This window comes from Rahnella sp. 2050 (assembly GCF_040544515.1).
Lineage (GTDB): Bacteria > Pseudomonadota > Gammaproteobacteria > Enterobacterales > Enterobacteriaceae > Rahnella > Rahnella aceris.
Genome location: NZ_JBEPKE010000005.1, coordinates 18,572 through 43,819, shown reverse-complemented (window position 1 = coordinate 43,819; position 25,248 = coordinate 18,572). Strand labels below are relative to the sequence as shown.

The window sequence follows — 25,248 nt, the reverse complement described above, 5'->3', positions numbered from 1 at the left end:
GCCTTGTAAAGACGATGATTTTCAGTTTTTTCGGCTTTAATAATGCTCTACCATATCCGCACCTCTTTTATTGCATGGTTACGGATATCCGATGCGCCACCTGGCAGTCATTCTTCCCCTGGTTCTTACACTTTCTGCATGTAGCAGTAATAAGCCCGCACCTCAACCTGAAGGCCCGCGAAATCCTTTTTCCGATGGAAGAAATGCCAGCGCGAATACGGTTCCCGCTGGTGGTTTTCTGCTGCAGGCTGAGCACACCGGTGCCGTCCAGACCGGTGATTTCGCCTATGATCCGGCCATGAACCAGTTTGTTGACAAAATGGTGCGCGAGCACGGATTTGACCGTCAGCAATTGCATGATGTCCTGTCGCAAACCAAACGTCTGGGATTTGTATTACGACTGATGGATCAGCAGGCGCCATCTGGCCCGCCATCTACCGTGCCGAATGGCGCATGGAACCGCTATCGCAGCAAATTCATTACGCCGGATAACGTGCAAAACGGCGTAGTGTTCTGGAATCAGTATCAGGATGCGTTACAGCGTGCGGAGCAGGTTTACGGCGTGCCGCCGGAAATCATTGTCGGGATTATCGGTGTGGAAACCCGCTGGGGACGCGTAATGGGTAAAACCCGCATAATCGATGCGCTGGCGACCTTATCCTTTGCTTATCCGCGCCGGGCAGAATATTTCTCCGGCGAGCTGGAAACCTTCCTGCTGATGTCCCGCCGTGAAGGCGATGATCCGCTGAGTTTACGTGGTTCCTTTGCGGGTGCGATGGGCTACGGCCAGTTTATGCCATCCTCTTATAAGGACTACGCTGTAGACTTTAACGGTGATGGTCATGCCAACCTGTGGGATCCGATTGATGCCATCGGCAGTGTTGCCAATTATTTCAAGGCACACGGCTGGACGAAAGGCGCACCGATTGCGGTGCCGGCAGCAGGCCAGGCGCCTCTGCTGGAGAATGGCTTCAAAACCAAGTATCCGCTGTATACGCTCAAAGCAGCGGGGCTTAGCCCGCTGGGTTCACTGGGCAATTATCAGGAAGCCAGCTTGCTGCGCCTTGATATGGGCACTAATTACCAGTACTGGTACGGATTGCCGAATTTCTACACCATCACCCGCTACAACCACAGCGTGCATTATGCGATGGCGGTATGGCAACTGGGTGAAGCGGTGAAAGCCGCGCGCTAACGCCGGTGAGTTAATCTTTCATGAGGGCCGCAGAGTGTGGCCCTTCTTTTTCTTTTTATTCCAATTCTGAATACATCGCGCAAAACGCTTCGACGGGACTCACAGACCGGAAGAGAAATGCTAACATCGGGTCAGTTTCAGATGACCCGCCAGGAGGGAGTATGAGCGAAAAACGTTTACATGAACTGAGTGTGGAAATCGGGGCGGCGCTGAAAGCGAAGGGATGGTGGGTAACCTGTGCGGAATCCTGTACCGGTGGCCTGATTGCCAAAGCGATTACCGATATTGCTGGAAGCTCCGCCTGGTTTGACCGCGGATTTGTCACTTACAGCAATGCGGCCAAGCATGAATTGCTGGGCGTTTCTGAAAGCACGCTTGAGCAATATGGCGCAGTGAGTGAGCAGGTGGTGCATGAAATGGCACTGGGCGTGTTACATGCGGCGGGTGCTGATGTGGCGGTTTCGGTCAGCGGTATCGCCGGCCCTGACGGGGGTTCTGCAGAAAAGCCTGTCGGCACTGTCTGGTTTGGATTTGCCGGAAAAGACGGACGGGTTCTGACCGCGAAACAGCAGTTTTCCGGCGATCGCGAAGCAGTGCGTTTGCAAACTGCTGTTTTTTCGTTACAAACTGCATTGCGTGAGTTTATTAAAAATTAGGCTTGATACTGTATGAGCATACAGTATAATTACTGCCAATTACTTGTACATAAATTATATTCAGTGATGCAGGCGGGATGTTCCCCTGTATCAGACGAGGAGTAAAAATGGCTATTGATGAGAACAAGCAAAAAGCGTTAGCTGCAGCACTGGGCCAGATTGAAAAGCAATTCGGTAAAGGCTCCATCATGCGTCTGGGTGAAGATCGCTCTATGGACGTCGAAACGATCTCTACCGGCTCTTTGTCTTTGGATATCGCGTTAGGTGCTGGCGGCTTGCCAATGGGCCGTATCGTTGAAATTTATGGTCCGGAATCCTCCGGTAAAACCACGCTGACTCTGCAGGTTATCGCTGCTGCACAGCGTGAAGGCAAAACCTGTGCGTTCATCGATGCAGAACACGCGCTGGACCCTATCTACGCTAAAAAACTGGGCGTCGATATCGATAACCTGCTGTGTTCTCAGCCAGATACCGGTGAACAGGCTCTGGAAATCTGTGATGCGCTGACCCGTTCAGGCGCCGTTGACGTTATCATCGTTGACTCCGTTGCCGCACTGACGCCAAAAGCTGAAATCGAAGGCGAAATTGGTGACTCTCACATGGGCCTCGCAGCTCGTATGATGAGCCAGGCGATGCGTAAGCTTGCGGGTAACCTGAAAAACGCCAATACCCTGCTGATCTTCATCAACCAGATCCGTATGAAAATCGGTGTGATGTTCGGTAACCCGGAAACCACCACCGGCGGTAACGCCCTGAAATTCTATGCCTCTGTACGTCTGGATATCCGTCGTATCGGCGCTATCAAAGAAGGTGATGTGGTTGTCGGTAGTGAAACACGTGTGAAAGTCGTGAAGAACAAAATCGCCGCACCATTTAAACAAGCTGAATTCCAGATCCTGTACGGCGAAGGTATCAACATCAACGGCGAACTGATCGACCTGGGCGTTAAGCACAAACTGATCGAGAAAGCGGGTGCATGGTACAGTTACAACGGCGAGAAGATTGGTCAGGGTAAAGCGAACTCTTGTAACTACCTCAAAGAAAACCCGAAAGTTGCTGCTGAACTGGACAAAAAACTGCGTGATATGCTGCTGAGCGGCACCGGTGAATTGAGCGTTGCGACTACTGCTGAAGACGCTGACGACAACATGGAAACCAGCGAAGAGTTTTAATTTCGCGGTTGTCTGACAAAGACATTTGAAGGGCAGGGGACTTTGTCCGCTACTTTCAACAGTCGTTAAAATGCCAGTCTGGTTTCCAGACTGGCATTTTGCATATCAGGGGGAAATCTTATGCCCGATGAAAAAATACCTAATGAAAAAATCGTCGACCTGAAAAAATTGCTGGAAGACGTTGCGCAAAACAGTGAGTCCACGCTGTTTGAGCCGCAGAAAAAAGACGGTGATGCAGCGAAAATCAACACGCTGATTAACCGTGCTATGCGCCTGCTTTCTCAGCGTGATCACGGCGAAACAGAGTTGCGCCGCAAGTTGCTTATTCCACCAATGCCTTTTGTTAAACCTCAGAATAAGAAAAACAGCTGGTCATCACGTAAAAAAGCGGAGCAAAATGCGTTTGCTGAAGAAGAGGTGGTGAGAGCTAAACCTCAGCCGCGGCCAGTGCCAGAAGAAATTGCGGAAGAACATGTGCAGGCGGTGATTGACTACTGCTATCAGCATCACTGGCTCGATGATGCCAAATTTGCCAGCCGTTATATTTCCGGTCGCAGTAACAAAGGTTACGGTGCGCAGCGCATCCGTTCGGAATTACTGCAAAAAGGCGTCGATAAAGAAATCATTACAGTGGCGCTGGAAAACACTGAGGTAGACTGGTGCGTTCTGGCGCGGGATTTGGCCGTCAGGAAATTTGGTGAAAATTTACCGACTGACTGGAAAGAAAAATCAAAAGTTCTGCGTTATTTGCTCTACCGGGGCTTCTTTCAGGAAGAAATACAGTCTATTTATCGCGATTTTGACGATTGACCGCATACGGTATTTTACTTCCCCGCGCAGAAATTTTATCTTATCCGCACTTTTTCGTTCGTGAGCTGAACAGATTGCTGCCATATGCAGCGTTATCCGGCTCAAGAGCCGTTCTTCCAGCATGATTCCGGGACATTTATGAGCAAGAGCACCGCTGAGATCCGTCAAGCGTTTCTCGATTTCTTCCATAGTAAGGGACACAACATTGTTTCAAGCAGTTCGCTTGTCCCGACAAACGATCCGACACTGTTGTTTACCAATGCCGGGATGAACCAATTTAAAGATGTTTTCCTCGGTCTGGATAAGCGTGATTACAACCGCGCCACCACATCTCAGCGTTGCGTCCGCGCAGGCGGTAAGCACAACGACCTCGAAAACGTCGGTTATACCGCACGTCACCACACCTTCTTCGAAATGCTGGGCAACTTCAGCTTCGGTGATTACTTCAAACACGATGCCATCAACTACGCCTGGGAACTACTGACCGGCGAAAACTGGTTTAATCTGCCGAAAGAGAAGTTGTGGGTCACCGTCTATGAGACTGATGACGAAGCCTTCGAAATCTGGGAAAAAGAAGTCGGCGTTCCAAAAGAACGTATTATCCGCATTGGCGATAATAAAGGCGGCGCATTTGCTTCTGATAACTTCTGGCAGATGGGCGATACCGGCCCTTGCGGCCCTTGTACCGAGATTTTCTATGATCATGGCGATCACATCTGGGGCGGTCCTCCGGGTTCTGCTGAAGAAGATGGCGACCGTTATATCGAGATCTGGAACCTGGTGTTCATGCAGTTCAACCGTCAGGCTGACGGCACCATGCTGCCACTGCCAAAACCATCCGTAGATACCGGGATGGGGCTTGAGCGTATCACTGCGGTTATGCAACATGTGAACTCAAACTACGACATCGACTTGTTCCAGAAACTGATCGCTGCGGTGGCAGAAGTCACTGGCGCGACCGATTTGAGCAACAAATCCCTGCGCGTTATTGCTGACCATATCCGTTCATGCGCATTCCTGATTGCAGATGGCGTTATCCCGTCGAATGAAAACCGTGGCTATGTGCTGCGTCGTATCATTCGTCGTGCGATCCGTCACGGCAACATGCTGGGGGCGCAAGACACGTTCTTCTACAAACTGGTTGCTCCGCTGATTGAAGTGATGGGGCCGGCTGCGACAGAACTGAAAGAACAGCAGGCGATGGTTGAGCAACTGCTGAAAACCGAAGAAGAACAGTTTGCCCGTACTCTGGAGCGCGGACTGGCGTTGCTGGACGAAGAATTGGCTGCACTGAAAGGCGACACTCTGGACGGCGAAATTGCTTTCCGTCTGTACGACACCTTTGGTTTCCCGCTGGATCTGACTGCTGACGTTTGCCGTGAACGTAATCTGAAAGTGGATGAAGCCGGTTTTGAAAAAGCGATGGATGTTCAACGCCGCCGCGCACGTGAGTCCAGCGGTTTCAGCGCAGACTACAACAGCATGGTGCGTGTTGACGGCGTGACTCAGTTCTCAGGCTACGAACATTTGCAGCGCCATTCCAAAGTCGTGGCGTTGTTTGTCGATGGGCAGCCAGTGAATGATATTCAGGCTGGCGTTAATGCTATCGTGGTTCTGGATGACACGCCGTTCTACGGTGAATCTGGTGGACAGGTTGGCGATAAAGGCATTCTGAAAACGACTACTGGCGTATTCTCTGTTTCTGATACCCAGAAATATGGAAAAGCGATCGGTCATCAGGGCGCACTGAGCGCAGGTAAACTGAGTATCGGCGACAGCGTCGAAGCAGAAGTTGATGTCGCCCGCCGTGACCGCATCCGTCTGAACCACTCGGCAACGCACTTGCTGCATGCCGCGCTGCGTCAGGTGCTGGGAAAGCACGTTGCTCAGAAAGGTTCTCTGGTTAACGATAACTATCTGCGTTTTGACTTCTCGCATTTTGAAGCAATGAAACCAGAGGAAATTCGCCAGGTAGAAGATCTGGTGAATGCCCAGATTCGTCGCAACTTGCCGATTCAGACCACCATCATGGATCTGGACGAAGCGAAAGAAAAAGGTGCAATGGCGCTGTTTGGTGAGAAATACGAAGACAGCGTTCGTGTGCTGAGCATGGGCGATTTCTCTACCGAATTGTGTGGCGGTACGCACGCCAGTCGTACCGGCGATATCGGCCTGTTCCGTATTCAGAGTGAATCCGGTACTGCAGCAGGTGTTCGTCGTATTGAAGGGATCACCGGTGAAAACGCGATTAATGCCCTGCATCAGCAAAGTGATTTGCTGCAGGATGTCGCGCATCTGGTTAAAGGGGATGTGAACAGCATCACCGATAAAATTCGTTCTCTGATTGAGCGTTCACGTACGCTGGAAAAAGAACTTCAGCAGGTGAAAGGTCAGCAAGCCGCGCAGGAAAGTGCATCACTGTCCAGCCAGGCGAAAGAAGTGAAAGGCGTTAAACTGTTGGTTCGTCAATTGGATAACGTAGAGCCTAAAATGCTGCGTACGATGGTTGATGACCTGAAAAATCAGTTAGGATCAGTGATTATTGTCCTGGCAACCATTGCCGATGACAAAGTCAGCCTGATTGCAGGTGTCACAAAGGATCTGACCGATCGTGTTAAAGCCGGTGAGCTGATTGCTTCTGTGGCACAGCAGGTCGGTGGCAAAGGTGGTGGTCGTCCTGATATGGCGCAGGCTGGCGGCAGCGATGTACAGGCATTGCCTGCCGCGCTGGCGACTGTTGAAGCCTGGGTTGAAGCTAAGCTGTAATAAGAAATAAATAGCTAACCATGAAAACGTCATAATGTATTGTGCTGTATGGCGTTTTCAGTCTTAATGGCAATGTAAGCTTCGCGATTAAAGTCGCGACAATGACGATATCGGCTAAACTTAAAGTACTCATGGCTGAAGTTGCAGGCTGCTTACATTTTATGTAGGGGTCATGGCTTACGTTTTACCCGCTTATGATCGATAATGGCCGGGAAACTGAGAGACCCGACTCTTTTAATTATTCAAGGAGCAAAGAATGCTTATTCTAACTCGCCGAGTTGGTGAAACCCTCATGATTGGCGATGAGGTTACTGTTACCGTATTAGGTGTTAAAGGTAATCAGGTGCGCATTGGTGTGAATGCGCCGAAAGAGGTCTCTGTTCACCGTGAAGAGATTTATCAGCGTATTCAGGCTGAAAAGTCACAGCAGACGAGTTACTGATTTACGAGGCGTCTCGCTAATGGCGAGGCGCTGAACCTCTTTTGTGTGTGTTATCCCTTATTCTTCCCTCGTTTTCCTGCGTTTTAGTTTTTAATTTCTTCCTGTGTCTTATCTCCTGAATTGTCTTTTTCTAAAAATGAAGGCGTTTTTTACGCGTTCGCGGCCTGTTATTGTGTTCAAACTGCTCAGGTTGCGCGTGAAATGTCCAAACGGGTGATTGTTAGGAAAAAAGGGTTTGACTTATAAGGGCCAGAAAGTAATATGTGCGCCACGCAGTGCCGATGAGCTTGAACAAAGTTAGTCAGCACACTCGCAAGAGGCGTATGGTGAGGTGGCCGAGAGGCTGAAGGCGCTCCCCTGCTAAGGGAGTATGCGGTCAAAAGCTGCATCCGGGGTTCGAATCCCCGCCTCACCGCCATTTAAAATGCACCCATAGCTCAGCTGGATAGAGTACTCGGCTACGAACCGAGCGGTCGGAAGTTCGAATCTTCCTGGGTGCACCATACTTTCCTGAACGTATGTTGATTTGCAATCAAATGAGCGTGAAGGGCAAAAGCTAAAGCTGATGCAGTAGGGAAAAATGGTCAGGTAAATCTGCAGTAAGAATCAAAATGCACCCATAGCTCAGCTGGATAGAGTACTCGGCTACGAACCGAGCGGTCGGAAGTTCGAATCTTCCTGGGTGCACCATTCTTTTAGCAATTTCCGAAATAAAATCTGTAGTAACCCAATGCACCCATAGCTCAGCTGGATAGAGTACTCGGCTACGAACCGAGCGGTCGGAAGTTCGAATCTTCCTGGGTGCACCATATTCTAAACGTGTTTGAGCGACGACTTTCGTATAGGGTCCTCCGGCATGAAGGTAGCACGAAGGAAGATAACGTTGCTTTAGCAACGGCCCGCAGGGCGAGGCCCCGCCGAGTCATCTTCCTGGGTGCACCATATTTTGTGTATGTTGAAGCGATTTTTGTCTTTCAGCATTAGAAAACCCGCTTCGGCGGGTTTTTTGTTTTATGGATTTCACGTCTGTATCTCACTCTTCTTTTTCATTTTCCTGATCTTTCTGACGTGTTCTGATGTGCTGTGCGCGTGGACAAAATGCGACTTTCTACAGACTTTGCGATAAAGTAGTTTTCCTGTTTTTTCGTGATCATGGAGCATTCGATGTACGATCGATACGAAGGGCTAATATTTGATATGGATGGCACCATATTGGATACCGAACCTACGCACCGTAAGGCATGGCATCAGGTCTTGACCAAATACAGCATGCGGTATGATGTCGACTCCATGGTCGCTCTGAATGGCTCTCCAACCTGGCGCATCGCCAAGTTTGTTATAGACAGTAATAATGTTGAGATGGACCCCCATCTTCTTGCTGCTGAGAAAACGGCTGCCGTGCAGGAAATGTTGCTCGATACCGTACGTCCTCTGCCGCTGATTGATGTCGTGAAGGCTTATCATGGCCGGCGTCCAATGGCGGTAGGAACAGGAAGTGAGCACTGGATGGCGGATGCACTCTTACGGCATTTAGGGCTGCGCGATTGCTTTGATGCGATTGTGGGGGCCAATGACGTGAAGAATCACAAACCTGCACCGGACACTTTTTTGCGTTGTGCGGAGCTGATTGGCGTGCCTCCTGAAAAATGTGTCGTCTTTGAAGATGCTGATTTCGGTATTGAGGCAGCAAAACGCGCCAATATGGATTTTGTGGACGTGCGTACGCTGTGAGCAGCGCCCTGGCGCTGGCTTCCTTATTCGGCAGCAGCTTTTTAAGTGCCACATTATTGCCTGGGAATTCAGAAGTCTTATTAGTGGCTTTATTGTCAGCTGGCAGCGCAATGCCAGCGGCACTGGTTTTGTCTGCATCAGTTGGCAATACCTTAGGTGGCATAACCAACGTCATCATCGGACGCTTTTTGCCGCAGCTTAAGCCTCAACGTGGACTCAATGTTGCACAGGGCTGGCTGAAGCGCTTCGGACCTGCGGCGTTATTGCTGAGCTGGTTACCGGTGATTGGTGATGTGTTATGCGTATTAGCAGGTTGGCTGCGAATGCCGTGGGGTCCTGTCGTCTTTTTCATGTTTATCGGAAAAGCAGTGCGTTACATCCTTTTGACTTTTGTAACGCTGGAGGGGCTCTCATGGTTCGGTTAGATTGGCATCAGCTATCAATTATGGTCACATCTATGCAGATTCAGTATGCTTGCAAATTAATGGTTTCACCAAGCGGGAGGTCAATTTGATCCCGGATGTATCTCAGGCGCTTTCCTGGCTGGAAGCCCACCCTCAGGCATTAAAAGGTATTCGTCGTGGTATCGAGCGTGAAACGCTTCGGGTTAATCCTGACGGTTCATTAGCGACTACGGGCCACCCGGAATCTTTAGGTGCGGCTCTGACGCATCGCTGGATCACCACCGATTTTGCTGAAGCCTTATTAGAATTTATTACGCCCGTCGATGACAATATTGAACATCTGATGGCGTTTCTCCGTGACATTCATCGTCATGTGGCCCGTGAGCTTGGTGACGAGCGTATGTGGCCGTTCAGCATGCCCTGCTTTATCGAATCCGGACAGGATATCGAACTGGCGCAATATGGTTCGTCGAACATCGGGCGTTTAAAGACACTTTATCGCGAAGGCCTGAAAAACCGCTATGGCGCGCTGATGCAGGTAATTTCCGGCATCCATTACAATTTCTCGCTGCCGATGACGTTTTGGCAGGAGCGGTTGGGCGTGACTGATACGGAAAGCGGGAAAGAGGCGATCTCTGCAGGTTATTTCAAACTCATCCGTAACTATTACCGTTTCGGTTGGGTGATCCCGTATCTGTTTGGGGCTTCGCCTGCAATCTGTTCCTCATTCCTCAAAGGACGTGAAACGGATCTGCCTTTCGAATATACCGAAGGTGGATTATGTTATCTGCCTTATGCGACATCACTGCGTCTGAGTGATTTAGGGTATACCAATAAGTCACAGAGCAATCTGGGCATCACTTTTAATGATCTGAACACCTACGTTCAGGGCGTGAAGAGAGCGATCCGCACACCGTCTGCTGAATATGCGGAAATGGGTGTGAAAAAAGACGGTAAATATCTTCAGCTGAACACCAATGTGTTACAGATTGAGAACGAACTTTATGCGCCAATCCGTCCTAAACGGGTCACCAAATCGGGTGAAACACCTTCGGATGCGCTGATGCGCAGCGGGATCGAATATATTGAAGTCCGCTCGCTGGACGTCAACCCGTTCTCTCCGGTGGGGATTGATGCAACCCAGGCGCGTTTCCTGGATCTGTTTTTGGTATGGTGTGCTTTAGCGGATGCGCCGGAAATGAACAGCGATGAGCTGCTTTGTACGCGTAAAAACTGGAACCGGGTGATCCTCGAAGGACGTAAACCGGGCCAGACGATTGGTATCGGGTGTAACGATGAACGTCAGCCGTTAGCCAGCGTTGGCAATGCGTTGTTTGCTGATCTGAATCGGGTGGCTCAGATCATGGATAACCAAAACGGTGATCATCTCTATCAGGATGTTTGTAAAGAGCTGGTTGCTGCGTTTGATGATCCTGAACTGACTTACTCTGCCCGCATCCTCAAGGATCTGAAACAACAGGGCGTTGGTAACCTCGGGCTGGAACTGGCAGAAAAATATCGTCAGATGCTGGTGAGTGAACCGCTGGAAGTGTTGGATGAAAGCGCTCTGATGGCTGAACAGGATGGTTCATGGCAGCGTCAGCGCACACTGGAAGCCAGTGATAAGCTAAGCTTTGAAGAATACCTGGCTGCGAATGCAGGCAGTAGCAATGAGTAGAAAAGAAAAAGGCCACAATTAATGTGGCCAAATAAACATCTCTGTTTACAGGGATGATGATAACAAATGCGCGTCTTTCACTAATTAAGACCCGCATGCTGGGAAAAGGTTTCCTGAGTTCGTAAAAAAAATTAATTTATTTAGGAGAGGTGACGATATGCCACTGTTGGATAGCTTTACCGTAGACCATACCCGTATGGCAGCACCTGCTGTTCGCGTCGCAAAAACCATGAAAACCCCGCACGGGGACACGATCACTGTGTTCGATCTGCGTTTCTGCCGCCCGAATATTGAAGTGATGCCGGAACGTGGTATCCACACGCTCGAGCACCTGTTCGCGGGTTTCATGCGTAATCATCTGAACGGTAACGGTGTTGAAATCATTGATATTTCTCCGATGGGTTGCCGTACCGGTTTTTACATGAGCCTGATTGGTGTGCCGGAAGAGCAACGGGTTGCTGACTCCTGGAAAGCAGCGATGGCTGACGTTCTGAAAGTGAAAGAGCAGCGCCAGATCCCTGAGCTGAATGAATACCAGTGCGGGACTTACGAAATGCATTCCCTGAAAGAAGCCCAGGAAATTGCACAGCACATTCTCGATCATGATGTTGTTGTGAACCATAACGATGATCTGGCTCTGCCAAAAGAGAAATTGTCCGAACTGCACATCTAGTTTTTAGTTTGTGCTGATGACAAAAAAGACGCGAAATTCGCGTCTTTTTTATGTCTGAAATTCAGAGGATTAGCGCTGATTCACACTGCTTTGCAACGGTTGTAACGGACGGACCTGCACCTGTTTGATCATGTTGTCCTGAACATCCAGGATCTCAACTTCATAGTCCTCAATGCGCAGATTAGTACCGATTGTCGGGATCTCTTCCAGCACTTCCAGCAGCATGCCGTTGATAGTTCTCGCTTCTTCGGCTGGCAGATGCCAGTTAAAGGCTTTATTCAGTTCCCGCACGTTCGCGCTGCCTTCGATCAGTACTGAACCATCACTTTGCGGCGTGACTTCTTCTGCCAGCGTTGGCGACATAGACGTCGTGAAATCACCGACGATTTCTTCGAGGATATCCTCAACCGTTACCAGCCCCTGAATATCACCGTATTCATCAACCACGATGCCCACTTTCTTTTTATTCCGCTGGAATTTTACCAGCTGAATGTTCAGCGGCGTGCCTTCCGGAATGTAGTAAATTTCGTCAGCGGCGCGCAGCAGATTTTCTTTGGTGAACTCTTTTTTCTCGGTCATCAGGCGATAAGCTTCGCGCAAACGTAGCATCCCAATAGCGTCGTCGAGTGAGTCTCGGTAAAGCACAATACGGCCATGAGGTGAGTGGGTAAGCTGACGAATAATCGATTTCCAGTCGTCATTGATATCAATACCGACGATTTCATTGCGCGGAACCATGATGTCATCAACAGAGACTTTCTCAAGATCAAGCACGGAAAGCAGCATGTCCTGATTCCGGCGCGAGATATTCGAGCGTGACTCGTTCACGATGGAACGCAGCTCTTCTTTACTGACGGCGTCACTGAGGCTTGTGGTGGTTTTGATACCAAACATTCGCATCAGCAAACGCGAGAGACTGTTAAGGATCCACACCAGCGGCATCATAATGGTTTGCAGCGGACGCAACAAAATGCTGCTCGGAAACGCGATGCGTTCAGGATTCAGGGCGGCAAATGTTTTAGGCAGCACTTCTGCAAACAGCAGTACGACAAATGTCAGTACACCCGTGGCAATCGCTACACCGGCATCGCCGTAAAGACGGATGCCCACAATGGTTGCCAGAGCGGAAGCAAGGATGTTGACCAGGTTGTTACCGATAAGTACCAGACTGATCAGCTGGTCCGGGCGTTTTAACAGCTTTTCGACGCGACGCGCCGCGCGGTTACCCTGTTTAGCCAGGTGACGTAACCGGTAACGGTTGAGTGTCATCATACCGGTTTCGGAGGCTGAAAAATAAGCCGAAACCACCACCATGATGATCAATGTGATGATCAGGGTTGTTGTTGAGACGTGCTCCAACGGGTATTCCTTTTAATTAATGAACCATGATTTGCTGGATCAGGCGACTGCCAAAATAGGCAAGAGTAAGCAGGATGGCGCCCGCCATGCTGAACCATACCACGCGACGGCCACGCCAGCCTTCGTGATAATGGCCCCACAGCAGAACGATATAAACAAACCATGCCAGTATCGATAAGACAGCCTTGTCGATATTCTCTGGGCTGAACAGGTTGTTCAGATAAAGTAATCCGGTGCACAACGTCAGCGTCAGTAAAATAACGCCAATCTGAGTGATGTGAAAAAGTTTGCGTTCAATACTCATTAACGGCGGCATATCAGCCGTAAACGTCAGGCGTTTATTCTTTAGCTGATAATCCAGCCACGCCAGTTGCAACGCGTAAAGGGCGGCAATCATCAGCGTGGCATAAGAGAATAATGCCAGGCCGATATGTACCAGTAAGCCTTTGCTTTCTTCAAGATGCGTGATGAATTCGCCAGGAAGAAACGTCACGAACGCCAGATTGATCAGCGAAAAGCTGTAAACAATTGGCAAAACAAACCAGCCGCGATTGCGCGAGGCTACGATGGTCATCACCGTTCCGATGATTAAACTGACCACCGAACCGATATTGACCAGGCTGAGGTTCTGGCCGGTGCTGACGTCGAAAATACGTTGCTGCAATGCGACAGCGTGGCAAACAAGTGCCACCACAACGGAAATCAGTGCTAAACGCCGGTATGCGCTGTTCTTCCGGATGATGCTCGGAATGATCAGTGCAAGGCTGAGCAGATAGGCCAACATGGCGACGAGAGCAAAAACTGACATAGCGTTTCGGTAGCATCGAAAAGTGAATGAGAACCGCAGTATAACGTTACCCGCGTCACGCTCCAACCTATCTGAGATGCCAAAGCAGAGATCGTCCGCGCTTCGTGTTATAATCCCGCAATTACGTCGCAAAAGCGGCCTGTCATTACGTTGAGCAAGAGACGATGTTTGAGAATTTAAGCGATCGATTGTCGCGCACACTGCGCAATATCAGCGGCCGCGGGCGGCTGACCGAAGAAAATATCAAAGAGACATTACGTGAAGTGCGTATGGCCTTACTGGAAGCGGACGTTGCGCTGCCGGTCGTACGTGACTTCATCAGCCGGGTGAAGGAAAGCGCTGTTGGCCATGAGGTCAATAAGAGTCTGACGCCGGGGCAGGAATTCGTCAAAATTGTCCAGAAAGAACTGGAAACTGCGATGGGCGAGGCTAACACCGAGCTTAACTTAGCGGCGCAGCCTCCGGCCGTGGTTCTTATGGCGGGTTTACAAGGTGCAGGTAAAACAACCAGCGTCGGTAAACTGGCGAAATTCCTGAAAGAAAAGAAAAAGAAAAAAGTACTGGTGGTGTCCGCCGACGTTTATCGCCCTGCGGCGATCAAACAGCTGGAAACCCTGGCGCAGCAAGTTGAAGTGGATTTCTTCCCGTCTGATGCACAGGAGAAGCCGGTTGATATCGTTAGCCGCGCCCTGCAGCAGGCGAAACTGAAATTCTACGACGTGCTGATTGTCGATACCGCCGGCCGTTTACACGTCGACGAAGCGATGATGGACGAAATCAAACAGGTACATGCCGCGATTAATCCGGTTGAAACTCTGTTTGTGGTTGATGCTATGACCGGTCAGGATGCCGCGAATACCGCGAAAGCGTTTAATGAGGCGCTGCCGCTGACCGGTGTGATCCTGACAAAAGTCGACGGTGATGCCCGCGGCGGTGCTGCGCTGTCGATTCGTCACATCACCGGCAAGCCGATTAAATTCCTGGGTATGGGTGAAAAAACCGATGCGCTGGAGCCGTTTCATCCGGATCGTATTGCCTCCCGTATTCTGGGTATGGGCGACGTTCTCTCTCTTATCGAAGATATTGAGAGCAAAGTTGACCGCGCGCAGGCTGAAAAACTGGCCAGCAAACTTAAGAAAGGCGACGGCTTTGATCTGACCGATTTTCTCGAGCAGCTCAAGCAAATGCGTAATATGGGCGGCATGGCGAGTATGATGAGCAAACTGCCGGGTGTCGGTCAGTTGCCGGATAACGTCAAATCCCAGATGGATGACAAAGTGCTGGTGCGGATGGAAGCGATCATCAACTCGATGACGCTGAAAGAGCGCGCTAAGCCAGAAATTATTAAAGGTTCCCGTAAGCGTCGTATCGCGATGGGTTCCGGCATGCAAGTGCAGGACGTCAACCGCTTACTTAAGCAGTTCGACGATATGCAGCGCATGATGAAGAAAATGAAGAGTGGCGGCATGGCGAAAATGATGCGTGGCATGAAAGGTATGATGCCACCAGGTTTCCCTGGCCGTTAATCGACGTCACTGCCTATATATCAGCCATATAGGTGGCTCATGCAAAATGGTGGCTAAGGTTTCTACGCTTTAGATTGCTTTTTGCGCCAAAATGAGTAAAATTTTCGGGCTTTTTATATTGCAACCAGACCCCGTTCCCCGATGGGGTCTGGTTGTTTTATTAACTAAAGAGGATGTTATGGTAACAATTCGTTTAGCACGTGGCGGCGCAAAAAAGCGTCCGTTTTATCAAGTAGTAGTGACCGACAGCCGCAACGCTCGTGACGGTCGTTTCATCGAACGCGTAGGTTTCTTCAACCCATTGGCTTCTGGCCAGGCTGAAGCACTGCGTATGGATCTGGACCGTGTTGCCCATTGGGTTGGTCTGGGTGCTACCGTTTCTGATCGCGTTTCTGCGCTGATCAAAGACGCTAAGAAAGCAGCTTAATCTGTCGCGGTGGTGGCAATGAGCAAGCAATCCAATCCAGTGGTACCCGCTGAGCCGTTAGTTCTTGGCAAAATGGGTTCAACGTACGGCATTCGTGGTTGGCTCAGAGTGTTTTCATCCACCGAAGACGCTGAAAGCATCTTTGACTACCAGCCCTGGTTTATCCAGCGTGCCGGTAAGTGGCAAGTTGTCGAGCTGGAAGGCTGGAAACGCCACACTCAGGACCTGATTATCAAAGTCAAAGGCGTTGATGATCGGGATGCCGCGAATCTTCTGACTAATTGCGAAATTGTCGTCGATTCAAAGCAACTGCCTCCACTGGAAGACGGTGACTACTACTGGAAAGACCTTTTCGGTTGCCAGGTAGTGACAACTTCCGGTTACGAACTGGGCAAAATCATCGATATGATGGAAACCGGTTCTAACGATGTGATGGTAGTTAAAGCCAACCTGAAAGATGCCTTCGGACTCAAGGAGCGGTTGATTCCGTTCCTCGATGGGCAGGTTATCAAGAAAGTCGATCTCGCTACTCGCACTGTTGAAGTAGATTGGGATCCTGGTTTTTGACCTCCGTAGTGTTTACTGATGTAAACAACGTCTGGTTGAGCGGTCAAACATTTGGAAGGGGTAGGCTATGTGGATTGGTATAATTAGCCTGTTTCCTGAAATGTTCCGCGCAATTACGGATTACGGGGTAACTGGCCGGGCAGTTAAGAATGGCCTGTTGAGCGTAAATTGCTGGAGTCCTCGTGACTTCGCATACGATCGACATCGTACCGTGGATGAGCGCCCTTATGGCGGTGGTCCCGGAATGCTGATGATGGTGCAACCCTTACGGGAAGCTATTCATGCAGCAAAAGCAGCGGCAGGCGAAGGTGTGAAGGTGATTTATCTTTCACCTCAGGGGCGCAAACTGGATCAAACCGGTGTTTGCGAGCTGGCGGCCCATCAGAAAATTATTCTGGTTTGTGGCCGTTATGAAGGGATCGATGAGCGCATAATTAAAACCGAAATTGATGAAGAATGGTCAATTGGCGATTATGTTCTTAGCGGTGGAGAGTTGCCGGCAATGACTCTGATTGATTCAGTTTCCCGCTTTATACCGGGCGTTCTGGGTCGTCAGGCTTCAGCAGAAGAAGATTCTTTCGCTGACGGATTGTTGGATTGTCCCCATTATACCCGCCCTGAAGTGTTGGAAGGCATGGAGGTACCGTCAGTTTTACTGTCGGGCAACCACGCTGATATACGTCGCTGGCGCCTGAAACAGTCGCTGGGTCGAACCTGGCTTAGAAGACCTGAACTTCTGGAAAACCTAGCTCTGACTGACGAGCAAGAGGTGTTGCTGAGAGAGTTCCAAAAGGAACATCGGCTCAGTCAACAAAACTATGAAGGGAACGCCAAAGCATAACGCGAGGCCGTCCCGATATATCAGTTTACCTAGGGTAAGAGACATATTATGAGCAATATCATTAAACAAATCGAACAAGAGCAGATGAAGCAAGACGTACCTGCATTCCGTCCAGGTGATTCTCTGGAAATTAAGGTATGGGTCGTTGAAGGTTCTAAAAAGCGTCTGCAGGCATTCGAGGGCGTGGTTATCGCTATTCGTAACCGCGGTCTGCACTCTGCATTCACTGTTCGCAAAATTTCTAACGGCGAAGGTGTTGAGCGTGTATTCCAGACTCACTCCCCGGTAATCGACAGCATTACTGTTAAACGTCGTGGCGCCGTTCGTAAAGCTAAACTGTACTACCTGCGTGAGCGTACTGGTAAGTCTGCTCGTATTAAAGAGCGTCTTAACTAAGGTATCGCTAACGCGACATCTACTAGTTAATATAGAACAAGGGGTTAGCCATCGGCTAACCCCTTTTTTTTACATCAGTGACTACAAAATGGCTACGCAGTGGCAGGTTGGCTACCCGGTTTTGAGATAACCCGGGCGACTGATTCATGCGTCGCAAAAGTACAACTGCATTTGATATTCTGGCACTGATGATAGCGTTCCTTGGTCGATTCACTCAGATAGCGGCTCGAACGTGTATGGGCTACTTTTCCGCAAAGTGGACAATGCATCATAAAAACCTCCGGCATAACAGGTAAGCGATGAGGTAATTATGAACTCATAACTCGCAAAAGCAAGTTATAATTGCAAAATTGAAGACTGATAAGTGATATCTGCAACATAAGGTTTCAGAATCAATTTAGTAGTAAAACCTTTCTCATTAATCTCATGCAGAGCGGAATCAATCACCCAGCGCTGACTGTCGATCACGTCTTTAAACCCTTGCACATTGACCGGAGATTGCGCACTCAAATCAGCACGTCCCAGGGCCAGCCGTATGCTGAATGTTGCGGCATCATTCTGAATCTGATTGAACACTGAATCCGCAGCCCGCTTAGCAGTCTCTTCGTCAGGAAATATTTTGCCCAGTTCAAGAACATTTGTCCCGGATCCCGCGATGTAACTGGCAGGCTGGGTTTCTTTGCCTTCTGCGGGCGAACGCTTGAGAGCAACATTGCTGGTGGTCGCCGTTTTGAGATCATGCCACTGCGCCTTCACGCCATCGTATGCCTTCTTATCGACCATCTGATAGTTGTGGTTATCGCCGTCGCTGCGGACAATGGTTTTCCAGGGGATTGCTTGTCCGGAAGAGGTTCGACCGGTGCCTGCTTTAAAAAATAAAATTGCGCCGTTTTTAACCGTTACCTGCGCACCGTAACGTTGTGCCAGCCGGGTGAGAAAGTAGCTGTCCGTTTCGCTGGTCTGGTCAATATGCGGGATCTTAACGCTATCAAGTTCCTGCGGGATTACTGGCAGATCTAATTTATTCCGGCTTGAAATGATTCTGACAATCGCGCCGAGCGTGTAATCATCGTAAGACTGGCTGATTTTGTTATCAAAGGAACCGCGGAAATCTGCGCTGCGGGCAACCACTCCTATTTTGTCCGGAGAGCCGGAATGAGTGACTGTATCGACCGTGAAATAGCCGCAGTCATAGAGCGCCTGTTTCGACCATCCCAGATGCAGATGCAAAACGGTGCCGCGAACGGGCATTTGCAATTGCCCGTCGCTGTCATCGAAGGTTAAATTCAATGTGTCTGCGGTAAAACCGCTGTTATCCGTGACAGATAAACTGATGATCCGAGCAGAGATATTTTCTTCCAGCACCTTATTTTTTATCGTCAGCGTGAATGCGGGCGTGATGCGTGCGCCAACGGGTAGCTGCAAATCAGTAAGCATGATCAGACTCCGCTGGCGAAATTGTTGAGTGCCGAACTGGCCTTGTTATATAAGCCCTCGGCCTGGGTCAGCAGATCGCCGAACATGGCGGCCTGCGATTCATCGACGCGCGTCAGATTGAGCGTGAAATTGATGCTTCGCGCCTGGCCGCTGGAAGTAAACTCGGCATTGTCATTGGCTATACTTTTGATAACGAACATGCCGTAAATCGTGCCACTGCCTTCAATGAGCGGCCATGCCCGCCCTGAATCTGCCATGCTCTGCAGTGCCTGCAAATAGCGCATGCCGCCGGTCATTTCAGGCAATAATTGCCCGGTGATTTTTATCGTTTCCTCACCCAGCCCGAGAAACTGAGAGACCGGACGCTGTCCGAAACGCGCGTTCGCCCCCCAGCCATAGTTCACCTGACGGTTCGTATTCTGATAGGGCAGCGTGCTCAACTTAAACACAAATAAACCCAGCGACATCATCATGAGTAAATCCCTCCGTTGTTGTACTGGCTGAGGAGATTGTTGGTATTGTTCCATTCCCGCTGGTTAATGGAATCCTCGATCCAGGCTCTGACCTGGTTATGATCCGTCTCCGGGGTAGCGGTGAAACTTAAATTTACCGTCGTTGCCCGGTTATCCGTCAGGTTGTTGGCCACGCTGCTTTTAGCTGGCTGATACAGGTTCAGCGCACCGCCGGTTGGGGAGATGCCATCTAAGGGCGGTGTTGAAATATCCGGGCGTTCAGCGGGTTCACTGTCACCAAAAATGGAGTCCCATCCTTTTTTCGCCCAGCTAAAGACTTCGCCGATTTGAGAGACGGCTTTATTCAGCGTGACGAAAATCTCTGCGATCGCTTCTCCGACCCCTTTGCCGATATCAGTGAAGCCGCTCAGGGTGTCCTGAGTGAAGTGGATTGGCTCAAACAAATCCGTAATCCATCCCAGCGCGGTTTTGAACGGTGTAAACGCGCCACTTATTGGCCCCATTGCCGCAGTAAATCCGTCAATTACTCCGCCGACAAAGGCACTGATCGGCTCCCAAAGTTTCACTACGGCGATACCGATCCCGGCAATCAGTGCGATGACGGGCAGAAGTGGCAGCCCGATGGCCGTGAACGCTGCGGCAATCATGCCACCGGTACCGGTAAAAATAGTCCCAAGTAAACCGGCTCCCGCCATCAGCATACTGATGCCGCTGAGCACTGGCGCGATGACCATGCCGAGCGCACCCATACCGCCGACAATGCCCGTGATGCCTAATGCCAGACCGAGCAGGGAATTCACCAGCATAGGATTATCGGTGATCCAGGTATTGATCGTGCCCAGCCAGCTGGTAGCCGTTTGCGTCAGTTCTCGCAGGGCGGCACTTTGTCCGTCAAAAAGATTGATACGGATAGTGTCCCAGGTGGCAAATAACTTAGTGATATCGCCATCCAGATTGTCGCCTTTCACGGTCACCGCCATCTGCGCAGCAGGCGTTGCGCCATTCAGTGCCGCCGGTGTTTGTTCCAGAACCTGATCGGCATTCATTCCGCCTTTCGCTAATGCCTGCTGTCTGGCCACAACCTCCGCTGGCGAATGGCCGGAAGCCGCCATCGAAAGACTTTGCTGACGCAGAGCGGCAATGTGCGGATCGTCATTTTTCAGTCCGAGGACCGACTGCACTTCAGCCAGCCCGGCCTCCAGATCTGCACCCGGTTTGAGAAAAGTTTGCGCCAGCGCCAGTTTCGGTTGTGCAAAGGAAAGGACTGATGAGCTGATATTTTTTAACTGGCCAATTTTCAGTTCGCGATTTTTAAACTGTTGCCCGATCTCCAGCCCTTTCTGTTCCATTTGCATCGGGCGTTGCTGCCGCAACTTTTCTGCCGGCTGGCTGGCCACCGCCTTTTTCAGGCCGGAAAATGCCTGCGTTTCGGTTTCGCTGTCCGGGGCGAAAAGCGACTTTTCAAACTGAAGGGAAGCATCAGTGATGTCTTCTGAGACGACGCTGAATAATGTCTTCCCGGGCAGCATCAGCAGGTTTTCTCTGACCTTGTCGGTTTCGGCCCTGAAGGCGGCCAGATCCTGATTTATTTTTTCCAGCGTGTGAGGTAACTGTTCGAGATTACTCATCTGTTTTTACTCCGCTGCGTTGCAGTGCCTTATGTCGCCAGTTCAGCAGATCGGTGAGTGACATACCGTCCATCTCGGACGGCGGCCAGTGAAATATCACCGCGATATCTGCCATCAGGTCATCCACGGTGAGGCGGGGCGCAATACTTACGCCACCGGTTTCGGCGATAAAAAACCTATCACCTTACCTGCCAGCGCGATCAGATCGGGAAGCTCCAGGCGCGAGCATTCTTCTTTGGTCAGATTCGGATACGTGATGCGCGGCAAAATAGTGATCAGCGCGTCCACATCGGCGTTCGCCAGCGCCGCGAGGCCGATACCCCGCAGGCTGCCGGCTGTGGGTTTAGTCACCTGAACTTCAGTGATTTCCATTTCACCGCGCTTTAGCGGAACATCCAAAATCACGGTGTTGTCGTTGATATCAGTGAGATTCATACGTTTTCCTGCTTAAATCGGAAATCAAGCCGGCAAAAGCTGCCGGCTCAGGGAAGGGATTACAAGCCGAGCGCGGTGCGGTGTTCCGCCAGACGGTCAACGCCGTTGACGACTTCCACCATATTGACGGTGTCGATCTCAATCAGCTCTTTGCCGTCGATGGTCAGTTTGAAATACGTACACTGGGTGGTGACTTTGGTTTCAGTATCTTCACCCTGTTTGTACTCGCCGAAATCAAACTCTTTGTGACGGCCGCGCATCATGACTTCGACTGCGGAGACATCACCGGTGTCGTCGCGCTGCAATGAACCGGCAAACCGCAGCGGAATATCTGATGTGCTGCCCCATTGCTGCAGAACCAGCTCATCCAGACCGCCGATGGACCATTCCAGCGTCAGCGCGTCGTCATCCAGCCCGAAGTCCACCGCGACCGAACCGCTCATGCCGCCGCCACGATAGTTTTGCAGCTTACGGGTGAGTTTCGGCAGCGTCAGTGAGGAGACCAGACCGAGGTAGCTGTTCCCGTCATTAAACAGGTTCAGGTATTTCAATTTCTTAGGAAGTGCCATGAGTTTTTGTCTCCTTAGCTGTTTACGGACGCGGCAAAGTTCACCAGGTAAGAGTCGGTGATACGCTGGCGCAGGGTCAGATCTTCCAGTGGAGGAACCGGAGTGTAGTCGTAATCGATATACAACTTACCGGCCTTCAGAGTTTCAGCGGTGTTCGCGGTTTCGTCATACCAGCAGTCGCCGTCAATGATGTAACCCGCTGATTTCATTTCGCGCATTTTGGCTTTGATGCCGTCAATCATGTCGCGCACCAGTGTCGGGGTCATTGGTTTATCGACCGCCCACATGTGCGCTTCGGCCATGGTGTCGGCCAGAACCTGCGCTGTACGGGTGTAGTTTTCGAACAGGAACAGTGTGTCATCGCTGCAGGTCCGGTTGCCCCAGAAACGGAAACCGTCTTTGCGCACCAGTGTTGTCACACAGGCTTCGTTCAGCAGATCCGCGTCGGTACCCGTTGCCTGCAAATCCCAGAAGACACTGGCGGACAGGCCGGTAACACCGTTAACGCCGACGTTGGATAAGGTTTTATGCCAGCCAGTGTCCTGGTCAATTTTGGCGCGTAAACCCAGAGCGCGGGCGGTGGCATAAGCGATATCAGACTGGCTGGTGGTGGTATTCCAGTTAACAAAGTCTGGCCAGATCAGCATCAGCTCGCGCTGGCTGAAGTTGTCGCGGTATTTGATCGCATCAGAAATGGTTTTTGCACCATAAACGCTGACATAACCGAACGCACGCAGCTGCTGACAAACACCTGCCAGCGCGGTCGCGACAGCCTGGTTATCCAGACCAGGAACACCCAGAATACGAGGCTTCACGCCCAGCTCTGCCTGCGCAGAAAGCAGCGCTTTCATACCGGTGTAACGGCCATTGGCATCAGAACCGCCAATGATGTTGCTGGTGGTTGCGGCTTCATCTTCACCCGTGGCGACACGTACCACGACGGTGACCGGTTTACACTGGTCTGCAATTGCCAGAAGCGCGGCACGCAATGTTCCGCTGGTGCCCGCTTTACCGCTGGCCGCCAGAACGTCAGTGATCAGAACCGGGGTATTCAAAGGGAAAACAGTCGCATCCGCATCTTCTGCGGTACAAACCATGCCGATAATTGCTGTGGAAACGGTGGAAATAACGCGGGTGCCGTCGTTGATTTCGACAACACGCACGCCGTGATGATAATCAGCCATCAGGGTGACTCTCTCTGTTGTGGGTGGTAAAGCAAGGATGCCGGTTCGCAACAGAAAGCGCATTTGATCAGGGGCGTGGGGGCGGTGGCACAACAGAGAGGGGAAATAAAATAATAAAAAAGCCCCCGAAGGGGCTTAAGATCAGGCCGGAATTTCGGGCCAGGTGATGTCAGGGGCAGTGGATGTATCAATTCTATTAACGAGTATTCTAAATATCATCCAGTCCTTTAGGGTTACTAATTCGTCTTCACTTGCCATTGCGAGTTCTTTAGCATCTTGTAATGGTGTAATAATATTCGTTGCCTTATTTAATAATTCCCTCTTTTTTTCATCTGCAATTTCTTGGTTTTCAAGTGGGGTATAAACTCTGGCTACAATTTTATTCCCATCAAAAGTCCAGTTCCCACCACTTACAGGAAGTGTGAAATTGTCGGTGAATTCTTTTAACTCTGTAATGCAAAAAGATTGTGGCCAAAGAGTGGATGCATCATGACTTGCAGATATGATTAATCCGTTACTTTCCTCATACACTATTTTTAAGGTGTCTTTTGAAAATCGTTTTTGTAACTGATACCAGTCATTACCGTGAGTATCTTCAATAAAAACAATTCCATGATTCTGGGCCAGAGTTAATTCTTCATCAGTAAGTTTATTACGAACTGTAAAAGGACCATAACTTTGAATTTTCATGCATACCCCACTGTATACCAGTTGCCACCGACTGCTTTTTGAAGAGGACGGAGTCTGATCCAATAGTTAGAACTGCCAGCATCTTTGAATGAAGTCATAACACCACCGCCCATCCTTTCGTTATTGCCGCGCTCCTGAAATTCTGCTGACGCTGCTAATCTGATATCCGAAACGAAACTCCCATATACCCAATTTCGGACATTATTCTCTGAAATATTAACTAAGTTTTGAGCATCGTTATGCATGTTGGTGTTATTATTTGCCAGCCACGTATTGAGATAGCCATTCCATACTGAACCATAGATGTTTCCATCTGAATAATGAGTTGCCGGGCCAAGTTGCAAATAAACATCAGGTCCGTTTAAATGAAGTGAACCTCCATTTCTAAATGTGTAATAGGCCTCTGCGCCACCTGACGCGACATGAAATCCTAATGCTGCATATTGGCCAATGGTTTCTTCAAAATATGAATCGGCAAATTGCCCTCCGTTCCCCTGAAGCCTTAAACCATTTGTCACATTAGTGTTCGCATTGACTGCATACCAGCCATTTTTTCCAATTAATCCTTTCCCATTAATTATGAAGTCATTGGAAACTATTAATGAGTTTACTGTGTCACCACTGGTATTAACAAAACGATTATCAGAGTCCGTTATGCTATAAGCACCGACATCAGTTGCAGTAAGATTAATATCTGCACTGAGAGCTTTCCCGTTAACTTTTCGGGTATTTGGAACACGCCCGTTAGCATTATCATTTGCTGATTTTGCCAGATCGTAAGACGTTTTTACCGCTTTTGGCGTAGCTGCCAGAACTTCACTGGTGCTATCCACCGCGCTGTTCAGCTGCACAAAACCTTTAGCGGTCAAGGTTCCGTCGGGGTGACGTCGTGAGGCTTCATGTTCTGCCAGCAGATTATTAACGTATTCTTCGGTCGCAATAATCAGGGTGTCGTCGATTGTAAGACTAACCGCATCGGTATCTGTTACGGTTAACACCATGCGCAGGGTTTGCGTCCGGCCAGAGCCTTCTTCGAGAGTGGGTTTATAGCTGTCAGCCATATTGCTGACGGCAATCAGCTCCCCTTGTGCTGAAAACAGCCCCATCTCACGCATCCAAAAACCGCCGACACTTGCCGGAATAATGGCTTCCGCAATAATCCAGTTGGCATTTTTATTGTCGATTTTGATCGAATTCAGCGCCAGACGGTAGGTTTCATGGACCAGCGCCGTCTGACCTGCGGAGGGTTCCGTGGCGCTGCCATTACCGTCACCGACGGCCAGATGGGTGATATTGACGTCTTTTCCACTTTCGATAGCTGATGCAATGCGCGCCTGCCCGATGGTGGTAACGATGGATTTGAATTTGCTCATAAAATTCC

27 protein-coding genes and 4 tRNA genes are annotated in these 25,248 nt (G+C 50.1%); 19 read left to right on the top strand and 12 right to left on the bottom strand.

Translation table 11 applies throughout. The features are described from left to right. The first annotated feature begins 91 nt into the window (after positions 1-91). The 14 genes from mltB (at position 92) to luxS (ending at position 11,527) form a co-directional block, all read left to right on the top strand. Positions 92-1,195: a lytic murein transglycosylase B gene (gene mltB, locus ABIC79_RS18240; protein ID WP_013574022.1), complete on the top strand. Its 1,104-nt coding sequence runs from the start codon at positions 92-94 to the stop codon at positions 1,193-1,195. Positions 1,196-1,356: 161 nt separating this feature from the next. After that, the gene (pncC, locus tag ABIC79_RS18235; RefSeq protein WP_217244132.1) at positions 1,357-1,851 is read left to right on the top strand and encodes a nicotinamide-nucleotide amidase; all 495 of its coding nucleotides are present in this window, start codon (positions 1,357-1,359) and stop codon (positions 1,849-1,851) included. 107 nt (positions 1,852-1,958) lie between these two features. Next, on the top strand, positions 1,959-3,023 hold the full coding sequence (gene recA / locus ABIC79_RS18230; protein ID WP_013574024.1) for a recombinase RecA: 1,065 nt from the start codon (positions 1,959-1,961) through the stop codon (positions 3,021-3,023). A 171-nt stretch (positions 3,024-3,194) separates the two neighbouring features. Then, positions 3,195-3,833, top strand: a complete 639-nt coding sequence (gene recX, locus ABIC79_RS18225; protein ID WP_370447458.1) for a recombination regulator RecX — start codon at positions 3,195-3,197, stop codon at positions 3,831-3,833. Positions 3,834-3,971: 138 nt separating this feature from the next. Next, entirely contained in the window at positions 3,972-6,599 is a 2,628-nt protein-coding gene (gene alaS, locus ABIC79_RS18220; RefSeq protein ID WP_015689392.1) for an alanine--tRNA ligase, read from the top strand. Between the two features lie 256 nt (positions 6,600-6,855). Then, positions 6,856-7,041, top strand: a complete 186-nt coding sequence (gene csrA / locus ABIC79_RS18215; RefSeq protein ID WP_013574027.1) for a carbon storage regulator CsrA — start codon at positions 6,856-6,858, stop codon at positions 7,039-7,041. Positions 7,042-7,366: 325 nt separating this feature from the next. Next, positions 7,367-7,459: transfer RNA gene (locus tag ABIC79_RS18210), tRNA-Ser, on the top strand. A gap of 8 nt (positions 7,460-7,467) precedes the next feature. Next, positions 7,468-7,544, top strand: a tRNA-Arg gene (locus tag ABIC79_RS18205). A gap of 110 nt (positions 7,545-7,654) precedes the next feature. Then, a tRNA-Arg gene (locus tag ABIC79_RS18200) sits at positions 7,655-7,731 on the top strand. A gap of 42 nt (positions 7,732-7,773) precedes the next feature. After that, positions 7,774-7,850: transfer RNA gene (locus ABIC79_RS18195), tRNA-Arg, on the top strand. A 355-nt stretch (positions 7,851-8,205) separates the two neighbouring features. Beyond that, positions 8,206-8,772 carry a fructose-1-phosphate/6-phosphogluconate phosphatase gene (yqaB, locus tag ABIC79_RS18190; RefSeq protein ID WP_112152129.1) on the top strand — a complete coding sequence of 189 codons (567 nt, stop codon included), beginning with the start codon at positions 8,206-8,208 and terminating at the stop codon, positions 8,770-8,772. After that, on the top strand, positions 8,769-9,197 hold the full coding sequence (locus tag ABIC79_RS18185) for a YqaA family protein (protein ID WP_013574029.1): 429 nt from the start codon (positions 8,769-8,771) through the stop codon (positions 9,195-9,197). Before yqaB ends, ABIC79_RS18185 begins: the two co-directional genes overlap by 4 nt. An 85-nt stretch (positions 9,198-9,282) precedes the next feature. Next, positions 9,283-10,854: a glutamate--cysteine ligase gene (gene gshA / locus ABIC79_RS18180; protein WP_013574030.1), complete on the top strand. Its 1,572-nt coding sequence runs from the start codon at positions 9,283-9,285 to the stop codon at positions 10,852-10,854. A 157-nt stretch (positions 10,855-11,011) separates the two neighbouring features. Then, positions 11,012-11,527 carry an S-ribosylhomocysteine lyase gene (gene luxS, locus ABIC79_RS18175; protein WP_013574031.1) on the top strand — a complete coding sequence of 172 codons (516 nt, stop codon included), beginning with the start codon at positions 11,012-11,014 and terminating at the stop codon, positions 11,525-11,527. A 69-nt stretch (positions 11,528-11,596) separates the two neighbouring features. On the opposite strand, the gene ABIC79_RS18170 is transcribed toward luxS, so the two are convergent. Both ABIC79_RS18170 and ABIC79_RS18165 read right to left on the bottom strand, forming a co-directional pair. Further along, entirely contained in the window at positions 11,597-12,886 is a 1,290-nt protein-coding gene (locus ABIC79_RS18170) for an HlyC/CorC family transporter (protein WP_013574032.1), read from the bottom strand. 16 nt (positions 12,887-12,902) lie between these two features. Continuing rightward, entirely contained in the window at positions 12,903-13,694 is a 792-nt protein-coding gene (locus ABIC79_RS18165) for a cytochrome C assembly family protein (protein ID WP_013574033.1), read from the bottom strand. A 164-nt stretch (positions 13,695-13,858) separates the two neighbouring features. Between ABIC79_RS18165 and ffh the strand changes: the two genes are divergently transcribed. From ffh to rplS, 5 genes are all read left to right on the top strand, one after another. Then, positions 13,859-15,220, top strand: a complete 1,362-nt coding sequence (gene ffh / locus ABIC79_RS18160; RefSeq protein ID WP_013574034.1) for a signal recognition particle protein — start codon at positions 13,859-13,861, stop codon at positions 15,218-15,220. A 178-nt stretch (positions 15,221-15,398) separates the two neighbouring features. Beyond that, positions 15,399-15,647 carry a 30S ribosomal protein S16 gene (gene rpsP, locus ABIC79_RS18155; RefSeq protein ID WP_015689395.1) on the top strand — a complete coding sequence of 83 codons (249 nt, stop codon included), beginning with the start codon at positions 15,399-15,401 and terminating at the stop codon, positions 15,645-15,647. Between the two features lie 18 nt (positions 15,648-15,665). Then, positions 15,666-16,214, top strand: a complete 549-nt coding sequence (rimM, locus tag ABIC79_RS18150; protein ID WP_013574036.1) for a ribosome maturation factor RimM — start codon at positions 15,666-15,668, stop codon at positions 16,212-16,214. Between the two features lie 67 nt (positions 16,215-16,281). Continuing rightward, entirely contained in the window at positions 16,282-17,055 is a 774-nt protein-coding gene (gene trmD, locus ABIC79_RS18145; protein WP_015689396.1) for a tRNA (guanosine(37)-N1)-methyltransferase TrmD, read from the top strand. A gap of 48 nt (positions 17,056-17,103) precedes the next feature. Next, positions 17,104-17,451 (top strand): 50S ribosomal protein L19, encoded by a 348-nt coding sequence (gene rplS / locus ABIC79_RS18140; protein ID WP_013574038.1) that lies wholly within the window; start codon positions 17,104-17,106, stop codon positions 17,449-17,451. 92 nt (positions 17,452-17,543) lie between these two features. Here the strand turns inward: rplS and ABIC79_RS18135 are convergent, their stop codons facing one another. The 10 genes from ABIC79_RS18135 to ABIC79_RS18090 all read right to left on the bottom strand — a co-directional run bounded on the left by ABIC79_RS18135 (position 17,544) and on the right by ABIC79_RS18090 (position 25,240). Continuing rightward, entirely contained in the window at positions 17,544-17,723 is a 180-nt protein-coding gene (locus ABIC79_RS18135; protein WP_013574039.1) for an ogr/Delta-like zinc finger family protein, read from the bottom strand. Positions 17,724-17,787: 64 nt separating this feature from the next. Continuing rightward, positions 17,788-18,888, bottom strand: coding sequence for a contractile injection system protein, VgrG/Pvc8 family (locus ABIC79_RS18130; RefSeq protein WP_121020128.1), 1,101 nt, complete (start codon positions 18,886-18,888; stop codon positions 17,788-17,790). Positions 18,889-18,890: 2 nt separating this feature from the next. Continuing rightward, positions 18,891-19,361 (bottom strand): phage tail protein, encoded by a 471-nt coding sequence (locus ABIC79_RS18125; RefSeq protein ID WP_015689398.1) that lies wholly within the window; start codon positions 19,359-19,361, stop codon positions 18,891-18,893. Then, positions 19,358-20,989, bottom strand: coding sequence for a phage tail tape measure protein (locus ABIC79_RS18120; protein ID WP_354568028.1), 1,632 nt, complete (start codon positions 20,987-20,989; stop codon positions 19,358-19,360). Before ABIC79_RS18120 ends, ABIC79_RS18125 begins: the two co-directional genes overlap by 4 nt. Then, complete coding sequence (locus ABIC79_RS18115; RefSeq protein ID WP_013574043.1) at positions 20,982-21,116, bottom strand: GpE family phage tail protein; 135 nt, start codon at positions 21,114-21,116, stop codon at positions 20,982-20,984. Before ABIC79_RS18115 ends, ABIC79_RS18120 begins: the two co-directional genes overlap by 8 nt. Positions 21,117-21,136: 20 nt before the next feature. Then, entirely contained in the window at positions 21,137-21,424 is a 288-nt protein-coding gene (locus tag ABIC79_RS18110; protein WP_013574044.1) for a phage tail assembly protein, read from the bottom strand. 59 nt (positions 21,425-21,483) lie between these two features. Continuing rightward, positions 21,484-21,993, bottom strand: a complete 510-nt coding sequence (locus ABIC79_RS18105) for a phage major tail tube protein (protein WP_013574045.1) — start codon at positions 21,991-21,993, stop codon at positions 21,484-21,486. A gap of 14 nt (positions 21,994-22,007) precedes the next feature. Further along, positions 22,008-23,177, bottom strand: coding sequence for a phage tail sheath protein (locus ABIC79_RS18100; protein ID WP_013574046.1), 1,170 nt, complete (start codon positions 23,175-23,177; stop codon positions 22,008-22,010). A gap of 141 nt (positions 23,178-23,318) precedes the next feature. Beyond that, on the bottom strand, positions 23,319-23,867 hold the full coding sequence (locus ABIC79_RS18095; RefSeq protein WP_119261251.1) for a tail fiber assembly protein: 549 nt from the start codon (positions 23,865-23,867) through the stop codon (positions 23,319-23,321). After that, complete coding sequence (locus tag ABIC79_RS18090; RefSeq protein WP_119261252.1) at positions 23,864-25,240, bottom strand: phage tail protein; 1,377 nt, start codon at positions 25,238-25,240, stop codon at positions 23,864-23,866. Before ABIC79_RS18090 ends, ABIC79_RS18095 begins: the two co-directional genes overlap by 4 nt. Positions 25,241-25,248 lie beyond the last annotated feature (8 nt).

What these genes read in the sequence shown, in the direction of transcription:
- mltB (WP_013574022.1), top strand. Translation starts at nt 92, where the DNA reads ATGCGCCACCTGGCAGTCATTCTTCCCCTGGTTCTTACACTTTCTGCA.
- pncC (WP_217244132.1), top strand. Translation starts at nt 1,357, where the DNA reads ATGAGCGAAAAACGTTTACATGAACTGAGTGTGGAAATCGGGGCGGCG.
- recA (WP_013574024.1), top strand. Translation starts at nt 1,959, where the DNA reads ATGGCTATTGATGAGAACAAGCAAAAAGCGTTAGCTGCAGCACTGGGC.
- alaS (WP_015689392.1), top strand. Translation starts at nt 3,972, where the DNA reads ATGAGCAAGAGCACCGCTGAGATCCGTCAAGCGTTTCTCGATTTCTTC.
- csrA (WP_013574027.1), top strand. Translation starts at nt 6,856, where the DNA reads ATGCTTATTCTAACTCGCCGAGTTGGTGAAACCCTCATGATTGGCGAT.
- yqaB (WP_112152129.1), top strand. Translation starts at nt 8,206, where the DNA reads ATGTACGATCGATACGAAGGGCTAATATTTGATATGGATGGCACCATA.
- luxS (WP_013574031.1), top strand. Translation starts at nt 11,012, where the DNA reads ATGCCACTGTTGGATAGCTTTACCGTAGACCATACCCGTATGGCAGCA.
- ABIC79_RS18165 (WP_013574033.1), bottom strand. Translation starts at nt 13,694, where the DNA reads ATGTCAGTTTTTGCTCTCGTCGCCATGTTGGCCTATCTGCTCAGCCTT.
- ffh (WP_013574034.1), top strand. Translation starts at nt 13,859, where the DNA reads ATGTTTGAGAATTTAAGCGATCGATTGTCGCGCACACTGCGCAATATC.
- rpsP (WP_015689395.1), top strand. Translation starts at nt 15,399, where the DNA reads ATGGTAACAATTCGTTTAGCACGTGGCGGCGCAAAAAAGCGTCCGTTT.
- rimM (WP_013574036.1), top strand. Translation starts at nt 15,666, where the DNA reads ATGAGCAAGCAATCCAATCCAGTGGTACCCGCTGAGCCGTTAGTTCTT.
- trmD (WP_015689396.1), top strand. Translation starts at nt 16,282, where the DNA reads ATGTGGATTGGTATAATTAGCCTGTTTCCTGAAATGTTCCGCGCAATT.
- rplS (WP_013574038.1), top strand. Translation starts at nt 17,104, where the DNA reads ATGAGCAATATCATTAAACAAATCGAACAAGAGCAGATGAAGCAAGAC.
- ABIC79_RS18135 (WP_013574039.1), bottom strand. Translation starts at nt 17,723, where the DNA reads ATGATGCATTGTCCACTTTGCGGAAAAGTAGCCCATACACGTTCGAGC.
- ABIC79_RS18130 (WP_121020128.1), bottom strand. Translation starts at nt 18,888, where the DNA reads ATGCTTACTGATTTGCAGCTACCCGTTGGCGCACGCATCACGCCCGCA.
- ABIC79_RS18125 (WP_015689398.1), bottom strand. Translation starts at nt 19,361, where the DNA reads ATGATGATGTCGCTGGGTTTATTTGTGTTTAAGTTGAGCACGCTGCCC.
- ABIC79_RS18120 (WP_354568028.1), bottom strand. Translation starts at nt 20,989, where the DNA reads ATGAGTAATCTCGAACAGTTACCTCACACGCTGGAAAAAATAAATCAG.
- ABIC79_RS18110 (WP_013574044.1), bottom strand. Translation starts at nt 21,424, where the DNA reads ATGAATCTCACTGATATCAACGACAACACCGTGATTTTGGATGTTCCG.
- ABIC79_RS18105 (WP_013574045.1), bottom strand. Translation starts at nt 21,993, where the DNA reads ATGGCACTTCCTAAGAAATTGAAATACCTGAACCTGTTTAATGACGGG.
- ABIC79_RS18100 (WP_013574046.1), bottom strand. Translation starts at nt 23,177, where the DNA reads ATGGCTGATTATCATCACGGCGTGCGTGTTGTCGAAATCAACGACGGC.
- ABIC79_RS18095 (WP_119261251.1), bottom strand. Translation starts at nt 23,867, where the DNA reads ATGAAAATTCAAAGTTATGGTCCTTTTACAGTTCGTAATAAACTTACT.
- ABIC79_RS18090 (WP_119261252.1), bottom strand. Translation starts at nt 25,240, where the DNA reads ATGAGCAAATTCAAATCCATCGTTACCACCATCGGGCAGGCGCGCATT.